Origin of the sequence: Pusillimonas sp. DMV24BSW_D (genome assembly GCF_011388195.1) — a bacterium.
Lineage (GTDB): Bacteria > Pseudomonadota > Gammaproteobacteria > Burkholderiales > Burkholderiaceae_B > Neopusillimonas > Neopusillimonas aestuarii.
Map to the genome: position 1 here is coordinate 2,677,439 of NZ_CP049990.1, position 13,346 is coordinate 2,690,784.

General features: G+C 52.8%; 7 protein-coding genes. 2 read left to right on the forward strand and 5 right to left on the reverse strand.

Translation table 11 applies throughout. The features are described from left to right. The first annotated feature begins 69 nt into the window (after nt 1-69). Complete coding sequence (locus G9Q38_RS12935) at nt 70-2,457, forward strand: Tex family protein (protein WP_166131720.1); 2,388 nt, start codon at nt 70-72, stop codon at nt 2,455-2,457. A 35-nt stretch (nt 2,458-2,492) separates the two neighbouring features. Here the strand turns inward: G9Q38_RS12935 and G9Q38_RS12940 are convergent, their stop codons facing one another. The 5 genes from G9Q38_RS12940 to G9Q38_RS12960 all read right to left on the reverse strand — a co-directional run bounded on the left by G9Q38_RS12940 (nt 2,493) and on the right by G9Q38_RS12960 (nt 10,635). Then, on the reverse strand, nt 2,493-3,827 hold the full coding sequence (locus tag G9Q38_RS12940; RefSeq protein WP_166131723.1) for a tryptophan--tRNA ligase: 1,335 nt from the start codon (nt 3,825-3,827) through the stop codon (nt 2,493-2,495). Nucleotides 3,828-3,874: 47 nt separating this feature from the next. After that, complete coding sequence (gene zapE / locus G9Q38_RS12945; protein WP_119516565.1) at nt 3,875-4,966, reverse strand: cell division protein ZapE; 1,092 nt, start codon at nt 4,964-4,966, stop codon at nt 3,875-3,877. Nucleotides 4,967-5,037: 71 nt separating this feature from the next. Continuing rightward, nucleotides 5,038-6,465, reverse strand: coding sequence for a dihydrolipoyl dehydrogenase (gene lpdA, locus G9Q38_RS12950; RefSeq protein ID WP_166131726.1), 1,428 nt, complete (start codon nt 6,463-6,465; stop codon nt 5,038-5,040). A 31-nt stretch (nt 6,466-6,496) separates the two neighbouring features. Continuing rightward, complete coding sequence (gene odhB, locus G9Q38_RS12955) at nt 6,497-7,732, reverse strand: 2-oxoglutarate dehydrogenase complex dihydrolipoyllysine-residue succinyltransferase (protein ID WP_166131729.1); 1,236 nt, start codon at nt 7,730-7,732, stop codon at nt 6,497-6,499. A gap of 32 nt (nt 7,733-7,764) precedes the next feature. Further along, nucleotides 7,765-10,635 (reverse strand): 2-oxoglutarate dehydrogenase E1 component, encoded by a 2,871-nt coding sequence (locus tag G9Q38_RS12960; protein ID WP_166131732.1) that lies wholly within the window; start codon nt 10,633-10,635, stop codon nt 7,765-7,767. A 316-nt stretch (nt 10,636-10,951) separates the two neighbouring features. Between G9Q38_RS12960 and G9Q38_RS12965 the strand changes: the two genes are divergently transcribed. Then, a complete protein-coding gene (locus G9Q38_RS12965; protein ID WP_166131735.1) occupies nt 10,952-13,258 on the forward strand; it encodes an NADP-dependent malic enzyme in 2,307 nt (768 codons plus the stop codon). Nucleotides 13,259-13,346: the final 88 nt, after the last annotated feature.

Consider the following 13,346-nt stretch of genomic DNA (forward strand, 5'->3'; position numbering starts at 1 on the left):
GAAAAAGACTGGATTGCGCCCAATGTGGCAAAATGCCCCGCTTGAAGTTAATAAAGCCGTATCCAAAACATGTCGACAATTGCTGAAAACAAAACTCCCGCCACCCAAACCCACCAGAGCGCCGGCCCGGATTTCATTATTGCGTTATTGGCTGAAGAGCTTCGTGTGCGCCCGGCCCAGGTACGCACCGCTGTCGAACTCATGGATGGCGGCGCCACCGTTCCGTTTATTGCCCGTTATCGCAAGGAAGCAACCGGTGGTTTGGACGACGGTCAGCTACGACAGCTGGAGGTTCGCTTACTATATGTGCGCGAACTCGAAGACCGCCGTCACACGGTTCTGGAATCGATCGAGCAGCAAGGTAAGCTAACAGAAGCGCTAAAGCAAGACCTTTTGTCTGCCACGACAAAACAGCGCCTGGAAGACTTGTACGCACCCTACAAACCGAAACGTCGCACTCGCGCGCAAATAGCCATTGAAGCGGGGCTGGAACCTCTGGCAGACGCGATTCTGAACGATAAAAGCAGCGATCCCTTTGCACTGGCAAGTGCTTATTTCAACGCTGAGGCGAATATCAATGATGACAAAGCCGCGCTAGACGGTGCGAGAGATATTCTGGCCGAGCGCTTTGCCGAGAATGCCGACCTATTGGCTCATATGCGTTCATACATAGAAGCGAACGGCATGCTGTACGCGAAGGTCATTGACGGCAAAGAGCAGGAAGGCGCCAATTTTCGCGACTGGTTCAACTTTCATGAAACGCTCAAAAGCCTGCCTTCGCATCGTATTTTGGCGTTATTGCGTGGTCGCCAACAGGGTGTACTCGATTTGCGTATCGGCTTGAGTCCCGACCTGGACGAACAATCGCCCCATCCCTGCATTACCCGCATCGCCGAGTTTCTTCATCTGGGCGCCCGCTTCGACAACCAGGCGCCCGCTCGCGCCAAATGGCTGGGCGAAGTATGCCGCTGGTCGTGGCGAGTAAAGTTGCTGACCACTTTTGAAACTGAATTTATTGGGGTGCTGCGTGAGCGCGCCGAACAAGAAGCCATTCACGTTTTTGCCAATAACCTGAAAGATTTGCTGCTGGCGGCTCCGGCAGGCCCCAAATCCGTCATCGGCCTCGATCCCGGTATCCGGACCGGCGTAAAAGTAGCGGTAATCGACGAAACGGGGAAACTACTGGAAACAGCCACCATTTATCCGTTCGAACCAAAACGAGATCGTAAAGGCGCATTAACAACACTGGCCACACTGGTACAACGGCACCACGTTGAGCTAATCGCCATCGGCAACGGCACGGCTTCGCGCGAAACAGAGCAATTGGCAGCCGAACTGCAAGACCTGTTACCCGAGCCTCACCCCACCCGTGTCATTGTCTCCGAGGCGGGCGCCTCGGTATATTCTGCGTCGGAACTGGCCGCTCTTGAATTCCCCGATCTGGACGTCAGTTTACGTGGCGCCGTATCGATCGCGCGACGTCTGCAAGATCCCTTGGCCGAACTCGTAAAGATTGAACCTAAAGCCATTGGCGTAGGCCAATACCAGCACGACGTCAACCAACGGGAGCTGGCACGATCGCTTGATGCGGTGGTTGAAGACTGCGTGAACGCCGTTGGCGTTGATGTCAACACCGCTTCGGCCGCCTTATTAAGCCGGGTGTCCGGCCTGAATGCCGGTTTGGCGCGCCAAATTGTGGAATGGCGCAATGAAAACGGAGCCTTCCCCGACCGCAAGACCCTGCTGAAAGTCCCCCGTTTTGGTGAGAAAACCTTCGAGCAAGCCGCCGGATTTTTGCGTATTCCCGATGGCCAAAATCCACTCGACGCTTCGGCGGTTCACCCCGAAGCCTATCCGGTCGTCGAACGCATTCTAAAGAAAATCAATGCACAGGCAAAACAAATTGTTGGCCGGCAAGGAGGGCTTAAAGGCTTGTCGCCAAGCGAATTTACTGACGAACGCTTCGGGCTGCCAACCGTGAAAGATATTTTCCAGGAACTGGAAAAGCCCGGCCGTGACCCACGACCCGAATTTAAAACAGCGCAATTCAAGGAAGGCGTGAATACTTTAAGCGACCTTCAACCAGGCATGGTTCTTGAAGGTGTCGTAACCAATGTAGCCAATTTTGGGGCATTTATTGATATTGGCGTTCACCAGGACGGCCTGGTGCACATTTCGGCGCTGTCGAACCGCTTTGTGAAAGACCCCCGCGATGTCGTGCGCGTGGGTCAAACCGTTCAGGTAAAGGTGATGGAAATTGACCTAAACCGCAAACGCGTCGGCTTAAGCATGCGTCTTGATGACGTACCGGGTGAAGCGTCAGGCGCCTCGAAAGCAAGCGGCAAACCGATGCAATCCAGCCAGAAACGCGCGTCAGCTCCCAACAAACCCGGCAACCAGGCCCAGCCGGCTAACAACGCCATGGCGGCGGCGTTCGCCAAGCTCAAGCAGAAATAATAAGGTAACAAGAAACCTCAGGATTCCCCACCACCTTATTCGGCGTCGCGATTCAACTGATGGACAACCTCAGCAACTGTTTTCAGTTGTGCATCAGACAAATGACAAAAAGTTTGGCCTTGCCACGCCAATTGCCAAACACCGTCTTGCAACAGCGCCAGGGCCTGCGGCCCCTGCTGCTTCAATGCAGCCATGGCCTGACCCGCGTCTTTAGGCTGATCAAACCCTTCCGATAGAAGCAATTCCTCGCCCTGTGCAGACAACAGGCGAAAATGGAACTTTCCATTCTCCCTGAAACTAACAAAACGCGCACTGCGGCTTTTTGCTTTATCTTTATTGCCGTCGCCTGCAGACGAGACCGGTGCACGCAAGCCCACTGCCTCCCGCAAACGCGTCATTAAGTCACCCGACTGCTTGCGTGCTTTCAACGCGCCGGCCTGCAAAATAGATTCGATTTTCGACGGGTCGGCCATTAATTGATTATATTTTTCACGCATCGGCCCAATAATGGATTCCAGCAACTCATAGAGTTGCGTTTTTGCTTCACCCCAACCCAGACCTTCTTCAAGGGAACGGCGAAACGCACTGGCTTGATCCGGCGTCGCGAATGCGCGGTACAAGGCAAATACATGTGAGCTGTCGGGATCCTTGGACACACCCGGCTCGCGCGAATCAGTCACGATACGCATAATTGCGTTACGCAATGCTTGCGACCCCCCTTCAAACAAGGGAATGGTATTGTCGTAACTCTTGGACATCTTGCGCCCATCCAAACCCGGCAAGGTTGCCACCTCATCGTCAACCTGCGCCTCGGGCAATACAAAAAACGCCTCGCCTTTACCGTATAAGTGATTAAAACGTTGTGCGATATCGCGAGCCATTTCAAGATGCTGAATTTGATCACGCCCAACGGGTACTTTATTCGCATTAAAAATAAGAATGTCGGCGGCCATAAGTACCGGATACGAAAACAAGCCCATGGTCACACCGTCGTCGGGGTCCTCACCTTTCTCGGTATTCTGATCTACTGAGGCTTTATAAGCATGGGCACGATTCATCAATCCTTTAGGCGTTACGCACGACAACATCCAGCACAGCTCGGTGGTTTCCGGAATATCCGACTGCCGATAAAAGGTGACTTTTTCGGGATCCAACCCTGCCGCAATCCAGGTTGCGGCAATTTCCAACCGCGAGCGCGCCACCCTTTCAGGATCTTCACATTTAATCAGCGCGTGATAATCAGCCATGAAAAAGAAGGCATCGACACCCGATTGGCGGCTTAACTCAATGGCGGGACGGATCGCGCCCGCATAGTTCCCCAAATGCGGGGTGCCTGTTGTTGTAATACCGGTTAGAACACGAGTTGTCATGATAAAAATAAAAATTCGCTCAATAGAAATAATGACGCAACCGCACGCTAAAGCGTTACCGCAGCGCGTCGTTCGGCATCAAGGTACTCACGCGACTGCATCTCAAGCAAGCGCGATACCGTACGATGAAACTCATTGGACATCGGCCCTTCAGTGTAAAGCGCTTCCGGCTCACACTCTGCGGAAATCAGTAACTTAACTTTATGATCATAAAAAACGTCGACCAACCATGTGAAGCGCCGCGCCTCCGAAGCCTGTCGTGAATCCATACGCGGCACATCAGACAAAATAACGGTTTGAAAACGGCTGGCCAATTCCAGATAATCGTTTTGCGAGCGGGGCCCACCGCACATCGTGGCAAAATCGAACCACACAACGCTCCCTGCAAGAGCAACCGCCTTAAGCTGCCGATGCTCAACCGTGAGTACTGGTTTCTGAGGAGCGGTATCGGCCAACCGGTCGAACGCGTCCTGCAGCGCCTCACGCGTTTTGGCATTCAATGGCGTAAGATACATTTTGACCTGCTCTAATGCGCGGCGCCTGTAATCAACTCCCGTGTCCACGTTAACAACATCCAACCGTTCCTGAATCAATTTAATAGCAGGAAGAATACGATCACGATGCAAACCGTCCGGATACAAGGTCGACGGCTCATAGTTGGACGTCATGACAAACGACGTTCCATTTTCGAACAGCTTAAGCAACAAACGATACAGAATCATGGCATCGGCTACATCCGACACATGGAACTCATCGAAGCAAATGAGGCGATAGCGCTTGGAAATACGGCGTGCAACTTCGTCTAAAGGGTCTTGCCGGCCTTTGACTTCATCAAGCTGTCGATGCACACCTCGCATGAATTCATGAAAATGCAGTCGCCCCTTGCGTTTAAGCGGCACGGTGGCGTAGAAAGCGTCCATAAGAAAACTTTTGCCTCGACCCACGCCGCCCCACATGTATACACCACGCGGGATGTCAGGACGGCGGAACAGCTTGCGCAGTGGAGACGAACGTGCTTGCTTATATACGACCCAGTCGTCATAAAATTGTTGCAGGCGATCAATTGCCGCTTCTTGTGCCTGGTCGGCGCTAAATCCTCGTTCGCCTAACGCCTGCTGATAATATTCACGTACATTCATAAGAAAAGTTTGAACGCAAAAAGGGGCGAACCCGCCCCTTTTTGCAGCACATTACGACAACGTCGATAACATTAAAAATTAAGTGCGCGCTTATCAACCGCCAACGCGGCTTCCTTCATCGACTCAGATAAAGTTGGATGAGCGTGACAAATACGCGCAATGTCCTCAGCCGCGCCACGGAACTCCATGATGGTAACGGCCTCGGAAATCAGTTCGGATGCCGACGGCCCAATAATATGGACACCCAACACTTCGTCGGATTTGGCATCGGCCAGAATTTTCACAAAACCGGTGGTGTCACCCAGAGCCCGCGCGCGCCCATTGGCCATGAACGGGAAGGAGCCAGTATTGTACTGAACACCCTCTTTCTTCAATTGCTGCTCGGTTTTACCGACCCATGCAATTTCCGGTGAAGTGTAAATAACATTGGGGATCGTATCGAAATTCACATGACCATGCTGACCCGCCATACGTTCAGCCACCGCCACGCCTTCTTCCTCGGCTTTATGCGCCAGCATGGGGCCGCGAACAACGTCACCCACCGCCCATACATTGGGCAAATTCGTGCGGCAATCTTCGTCGACCACCACAAAGCCACGCTCATCGAGCTTCAAGCCGACGGTATCAACTCCCAAGCCTTCCGTATGCGGGACACGGCCAATTGACACGACAAGGCGATCGACCGAAATGGACTGCTCTTGACCTTTGGCATCGGTATAGGGAATGGTAATAGACTTGGCGGTCGTTTTAACTTCGCCGATTTTCACGCCGGTTTGAATGTTCAGGCCTTGCTTGGTAAACACCTTAAGCGCTTCTTTTGCGACGGCCTGATCAGTGACGGGCAGAAAATCGGGCATGGCTTCCAGAACAGTCACTTCAGCACCCAAACGGCGCCAGACACTGCCTAATTCAAGACCGATGACACCAGCACCGATCACACCCAGTTTCTTGGGTACCCCATCGATACGCAACGCGCCGTCATTCGAGAGTATTTTCTTTTCGTCAAACGGCAGGCCTGGCAATTCACGCGGAGCCGAACCCGTTGCGACCACCACATTTTTAGCGATGAGATCCTCTTCCTTGTCACCTGATACCTTGATCGACCAGCCACCATCGACCTTGGCAACGAAAGAGCCCGTGCCATTGAAGTAGGTCACTTTATTCTTTTTGAACAAGTACAGAATCCCTTCGTTATTCTGCTTGACTACCGTTTCCTTGCGCCCCAGCATCGTATCCAGTTTCAAGCTTACGCCCTTCACGTCGATACCGTGTTCCGAGAAATGATGATTGGCTTGCTCAAAATGCTCTGACGATTGCAGCAAGGCCTTCGAAGGAATGCAACCTACGTTAGTGCAAGTGCCGCCGGGAGCGGGCTTGCCATCGGACGTCTTCCAGGCGTCAATACACGCAACCGACATACCCAGTTGCGCAGCTCGAATTGCCGCAATATAACCACCGGGGCCGGCCCCGATTACCACTACATCAAAATTCTTAGCCATTGTTTATCCAATTAGTTTGGTCCGCCAAAATTTAAACGTCGAGCAACAAACGTTGCGGATCTTCCAACGCCTCTTTCATTGCCACCAACGCCAGCACGGCTTCGCGCCCATCGATGATACGGTGATCGTATGACAGTGCGAGGTAATTCATGGGGCGAATGACAATTTGGCCGTTTTCGACAACCGGGCGATCTTTCGTGGCATGGATACCCAAAATAGCCGATTGAGGCGGATTAATAATAGGTGTAGACAACATTGAGCCGAACACACCGCCATTGGAAATTGAGAATGTACCGCCAGTGAGCTCTTCCAGGCCCAACTTGCCGTCGCGGGCGCGAGCGCCAAAATCGGCAATCTGCTTTTCAATCTCAGCAATAGTGAGTTGGTCGGCATTACGCAAAATAGGCACAACCAAACCACGCGGGCTACCGACGGCAATACCGATGTCGAAATAACCATGGTAGATGATATCTTTGCCGTCTACTGACGCATTCACAACCGGGTATTTCTTCAATGCCGCAACCGCTGCCTTAACAAAGAAAGAAGTGAAGCCCAGTTTTACGCCGTGCTCTTTCTCGAATTTGTCTTTGTAGCGCGCGCGGATATCGAGTACACCCTGCATGTTTACTTCGTTAAAAGTAGTCAGGATGGCGTTTTCTGACTGCGACTGAAGCAGGCGCTCGGCCACGCGAGCCCGCAGGCGGCTCATCGGTACGCGCTGCTCAGGACGACCATCAAGAGACAAACTGGTCGGTGCAGGCGCGGCTGCCTGTTGTTTCTTGGCACCGGCTTCAGCACTCATGGCGTCGGCTTTGGTAACACGGCCACCACGACCTGAGCCATCGATATCGGAAGGATCAATACCTTTTTCAGCCAAAATTTTACCGGCAGCCGGAGACGCCGCAGATGCTGCGGAGGACTTCGAGCCGCCCGCGGCCGGAGCGCTTTCCTCTTTAGCAGGCGCCGCCTCTTGCTTGGCAGGCTCAGCTTCTTTTGCCGGCGCTTCCTTGGGCGCACTGGCCTTGCCTTCACTGTCGATACGGGCAAGCACCTCGCCGGAACCAACGGTGCTGCCGTCGCCTTTAACAATTTCAGACAACACGCCAGCGGCCGGTGCCGGTACTTCCAGCACAACCTTGTCGGTTTCCACTTCGATCAGGATTTCGTCGGCTTCCACAGCCTCGCCGGGTTTTTTCTTCCACTCGAGCAACGTTGCCTCTGAAACAGATTCCGACAATTGGGGAACGAGAACTTCTGTAATAGCCATAATATTTTGATTCCGTAATGTTAGATATGCGTTTATCGGGACTGGGCAACGCCCTTGAACTTATCGGCGAACGCCTGCTCAATAAGCGCCCTCTGTTGCTCAACGTGTTTAGCCAGATAGCCCACTGCCGGAGAGGCCGAAGCAGAGCGCCCTGCATAACCCAGGCGCTGACCGTCGGTCATGTTCTCGTACAAGTGATGCTGAATGTAGAACCAGGGCCCTTGATTCTGCGGTTCGTCCTGCACCCAAATGATCTCTTTGGCATTGGGGTATTTCTGCAATTCAGCCTGGAATGCCTTATGGGCAAACGGATACAACTGCTCAATACGCAAAATGACGACATCGCTGCGTTCACGCTCTTTGCGGGCATTCATTAAATCGTAGTACACCTTGCCCGAACAAATCAGCACGCGTTTAACCTGCTCGGCGTTAATCTCGTCATGGGTTTCACCGATGACCGGCATGAAATGCTTGTCCGCCAAATCAGTTAAGGGTGAAGTTGCATCCTTATTACGCAGCAATGATTTGGGGGTGAACAAAATGAGCGGCTTGCGGAACGGCCGGATCATCTGACGACGCAGCACGTGGAAAATTTGTGCCGCGTTAGTGGGCTGGATGACCTGCATATTGTTGTCTGCACACAATTGCAGGAAACGCTCGATACGTGCCGAAGAGTGCTCAGGCCCTTGACCTTCATAACCATGCGGCAACATGAGTGTCAGACCGCATTGACGACCCCACTTGGCCTCACCAGAAGAAATGAATTGATCAATCACTACCTGGGCACCGTTCACGAAATCGCCAAACTGGGCTTCCCAAATAGTTAGCGTATTGGGCTCAGCCGATGCATAACCATACTCGAACGCCAGAACGGCTTCTTCCGACAAGACCGAATCGATGACTGAAAACAGCGCCTGGTTTTCAGACACATTTTGCAGCGGGATATAAGCACCGTCATTCCAGCGCTCACGTTTCTGGTCGTGCAACACAGCATGACGATGGGTAAACGTGCCGCGACCTGAGTCCTGACCTGTGATCCGAATGGGATAACCAGACGCAACCAGTGTTGCAAACGCCAGGTGCTCGCCCATACCCCAGTCCAGGGGCTGCTCGCCACGGGCCATTTTCTGGCGTTCACCCAACAAGCGCTTGACCAACGGGTGCACAGTGAAATTATCAGGCACCGTGGTTATGCGCTCACCAATACGAGTAAGCTCGGCCAGGGGAATTGCCGTGTCGGCTTGATCCGTCCATTTTGCATTCAGGAATGGAGACCAATCGGTTGCATATTTGTTCTTGTAGTCGGTTAAAACAGGTTCAACTGTTTTTTGCCCGTCTTCCATGAGCTGACGATAGTCTTTGACCATATCATCGGGCTCGTTGTCGGATAACACACCTTGCGCAATCAGTTTGTCGGCGTAAAACTTGCGTGTGCCGGGATGCTGGCCAATGCTTTTATACATCAGCGGCTGGGTAAGAGACGGCGTGTCTTGTTCGTTGTGACCCAGTTTGCGGAAACACACAATATCCACAACGACGTCGTGCTTGAACTGCCGGCGGTAATCGAGCGCCAACTCAGTAACGTAAACCACTGCCTCGGGGTCATCGCCGTTCACATGGAACACCGGAGCCTCAATCATTTTTACAACATCGGTACAGTAAAGCGTGGAACGAGAATCGCGTGGGTCGGACGTCGTGAAACCAATTTGGTTGTTAATCACGATGTGGAATGTACCGCCCGTACCATAACCGCGCGTTTGCGCCAGGTTCAGGGTTTCCATTACAACGCCCTGGCCGGCAAAGGCGGCGTCGCCATGAACCAGTACCGGCATGACCTGATCGCCTTCTTCGTCGTTGCGACGGTCTTGACGGGCGCGCACACTACCCTCGACAACAGGGTTAACAATTTCCAAATGGGACGGATTAAACGCCAGCGACAAGTGAACAGGGCCACCACGAGTCGACAAGTCGCTTGAAAAACCGTTGTGATACTTGACGTCGCCATCGCTAAGCACCTGGCTGTACTTGCCTTCAAATTCGGCAAATAGGTCGCCGGGCATTTTGCCCATAATGTTCACCAGCAGGTTCAAACGACCGCGGTGAGCCATGCCCACGACAATTTCCTGCACGCCATTCTCACCAGCATGGTTCACAACCTCATCCATCGCAGCGATAAAGCTTTCCCCCCCTTCAAGAGAGAAACGCTTCTGGCCGACATACTTGGTATGTAAATACCGTTCCAGACCTTCTGCTTCAGTAAGTTGCTTAAGAATATGTCGCTTGCGCTCGGGTGCATACGCCGGGACGCCCAGAGTTGACTCAAGGCGTTCCTGAATCCAGCGCTTGGCTGCCGGATCGGAGATATGCATGAATTCGACACCAATTGAGCGACAGTAGGTGTCGCGCAATGCCTTGAGCATATCGCGCAAGGTCATGGTTTCGGATTTGGTAAAGTACGTGTTCGTGGCCGAATAAACCTGGTCAAGGTCTGACTCGGTTAAGCCATAGAAGGCCGGATCAAGCTCGGGTATGTTCGGGCGATCCTGGCGCTTCAGTGGGTCGAGATCAGCAATACGCGCGCCCAGTGAACGATACGCCGCGATAAGCGACTGAACGTAAACCTGCTTGCCGGCAACGGCCAGGTCGGGCTGAGCCGAGTGACGCACAAACGCATTGTTTTTGGCACGTTCGGCAAACGACTGCTGAATAGGTGCATGCGCTTGATCACGGACACCTTCCTTGCCGTCAGGCGCAGGAAGATGCTGAAGCTGGTCGAAATAATTTCGCCATTCCTCTGCTACCGAACCAGGATTGTCGAGATAAGCTTCGTAGAGTTCCTCTACATAAGGGGCATTACTGCCAAACAGGTAAGAATTACTTAATGATTCAAGTTGTGATGACATATATTCGCTTCACCGATCGAGTGCTTCACTCGTTATGATGCAGGACAACCTTCCGCGACACGGCCAGACCGAATAGCGGATAGCGGGGGGCAGAAGGCAACGTACGACGCCTCAAGTGCCGTATTGCAAGTAAGTATAACCACAAACAAAATGGAATGTAACAGCGAGCCCCGAAAGACCGCGAATTTACGAGTGCAACGTTGAAATTAACTGACACCTGCGCCAATTTGGGCATTTCAAGATGCATGCATTTTATATATGGTGTATTTTTTACGTTTCTTTTAATTTTTAAGATTGTTTTCAGGAGCATCATTTTATGGACGCCAAGGCGGACCTTTCTAAACTGGCACTCGACTATCACGCCAACCCCCAGCCCGGAAAAATTTCCGTTACACCCACCAAAACATTGGCCAATCAAGATGACTTATCTTTGGCATACTCGCCCGGGGTTGCGGTGGCCAGCATGGCCATTTACGAGGGCGGGGAAGAGGCGGCGGCCAAGTACACATCGCGTTCCAACCTGGTCGGTGTCGTAACCAACGGGACGGCTGTTCTGGGCTTGGGTAACATTGGCCCGCTTGCGGCAAAGCCCGTTATGGAAGGCAAAGGTTGTTTGTTCAAAAAATTCGCCGGTATCGACGTTTTCGATATCGAATTAGCTGAAAACGATCCGGATAAACTGGTTGATATCATCGCTGCAATGGAGCCCACACTGGGCGGTGTCAACCTCGAAGACATCAAAGCGCCGGAATGCTTCTATATTGAAAGGAAGTTGCGCGAACGCATGAAAATCCCCGTCTTCCACGACGACCAGCACGGTACCGCCATTATTTCAGCCGCCGCCATTCTGAATGGCCTGAAAGTGGTAAACAAGAAAATGGACGAGGTGAAACTGGTGTGTTCGGGGGCCGGTGCCGCCGCCATCGCCTGCTTGAACTTGCTGGTGCATTTGGGCCTAAAGAAAGAAAACACCTATGTTGTTGATTCGCGCGGCGTAATTTGGGAGGGCCGTGACGAAAACATGGAACCCACCAAAGCCGCTTACGCCCAAAAAACCGATGACCGCACACTGGCTGATGTCTGCGCAGACGCGGACGTGTTTCTGGGTTGCTCGGCACCCGGAGTGCTGAAAGCGGAAATGGTCAAAAGCATGGCGGAACGTCCGCTCATTCTGGCACTGGCCAACCCCGAACCGGAAATACGGCCTGAACTTGCGAAAGAAGTTCGTCCGGATTGCGTCATTGCGACTGGTCGTTCCGACTACCCGAACCAAGTGAACAACGTGTTGTGCTTCCCCTTCATTTTCCGCGGCGCCATGGATGTCGGTGCGACGGTCATTAACGAAGAGATGAAGCTGGCGTGTGTTAAAGCCATTGCCGAACTGGCGGAAGCCGAACAAAACGACGAAGTTGCGATGGCGTATGCGGGGCAGGAACTGAGTTTCGGGCCTGACTACATCATCCCGAAACCATTCGACCCGCGCCTTATTATCAAAATTGCGCCCGCAGTAGCCGAAGCCGCGACCGTTTCGGGCGTAGCCCGGCGCCCCATTGAAGACATGGAGGCTTATCGGCAAAAGCTTATGAGCCTGGTGTATCACACCGGCCAGCTAATGCGACCTTTGTTCATGCAGGCCAAAAATGCGCCCAAGCGCGTTATCTACGCCGACGGTGAAGACGAACGCGTGTTGCGCGCAATACAAACCGTGCTCGACGAAAACATTGCCAAACCAATTCTAATCGGTCGCCCGGCCGTCATTGAAATGCGCGTGCGCAAATTTGGTCTGCGATTGATTCCGGGCGAGAACATCGAAATTGTGAATCCCGAAGACGATGAGCGCTTCCACGAAACCTGGACGGGCTACTACAAGCTTCAAGGGCGCAATGGCGTGACGCCTGAGATTGCCAAGGCCATGGTACGCAAGCACAACTCACTCATCGGCGCCATGCTGCTCCAGCGCGGCGACGCCGATGCCCTGATTTGCGGAGTATCCAGCCGTTTTGACAACCAACTACGTTACATCGACGAGGTTATCGGCTTGAAGCCCGGCGTACAAACTTATGCAGCCATGAACGTTCTCATGCTGCCCGACCAAACGCTATTCATATGCGACACACATGTAAACGAAAACCCTTCAGCCGAAGAGATTGCCGAAATGACAATTCAGGCGGCTGCAGAAATTTTGCGTTTTGGTGTTGTACCGAAAATCGCCCTGCTCTCACATTCCAACTTCGGCAGTCGTCCAACGGAGTCTTCGCGCAAAATGTCCAAAGCACGGCAACTCATTAATGAACGTGCACCATATTTGGAAATAGACGGTGAAATGCACGCCGATGCCGCCCTTTCAGAGAAAATTCGCAATAAAGCCTATCCCGACTCAACACTGAAAGGCCCGGCAAACCTGTTAATCACACCGAATCTGGATGCCGGCAACATTACCTACAATATGTTGAAAATGACCGGAAGTAATGGCGTCTCCATGGGGCCGGTCTTACTGGGGGCGGCACGTCCGGTCCATATCCTGACCACAAGCGCCACCGTTCGACGTATTGTGAACATGACTGCACTGGCGGTTGTGGATGCGCAACAAGAGTCTCAAGCAAAACACGCTTCGAATACGTGATCATCAGAGCGCAATAAAAGAGGCTGCCGGAATCATACCGGCAGCCTCTTTTTTCGAACATTTAGCTGCAGCCTGCCGCTTTACAAGG

Coding starts and splice junctions, on each gene's coding strand:
- G9Q38_RS12935 (WP_166131720.1), top strand. CDS start 70: ATGTCGACAATTGCTGAAAACAAAACTCCCGCCACCCAAACCCACCAG.
- G9Q38_RS12940 (WP_166131723.1), bottom strand. CDS start 3,827: ATGACAACTCGTGTTCTAACCGGTATTACAACAACAGGCACCCCGCAT.
- zapE (WP_119516565.1), bottom strand. CDS start 4,966: ATGAATGTACGTGAATATTATCAGCAGGCGTTAGGCGAACGAGGATTT.
- lpdA (WP_166131726.1), bottom strand. CDS start 6,465: ATGGCTAAGAATTTTGATGTAGTGGTAATCGGGGCCGGCCCCGGTGGT.
- odhB (WP_166131729.1), bottom strand. CDS start 7,732: ATGGCTATTACAGAAGTTCTCGTTCCCCAATTGTCGGAATCTGTTTCA.
- G9Q38_RS12960 (WP_166131732.1), bottom strand. CDS start 10,635: ATGTCATCACAACTTGAATCATTAAGTAATTCTTACCTGTTTGGCAGT.
- G9Q38_RS12965 (WP_166131735.1), top strand. CDS start 10,952: ATGGACGCCAAGGCGGACCTTTCTAAACTGGCACTCGACTATCACGCC.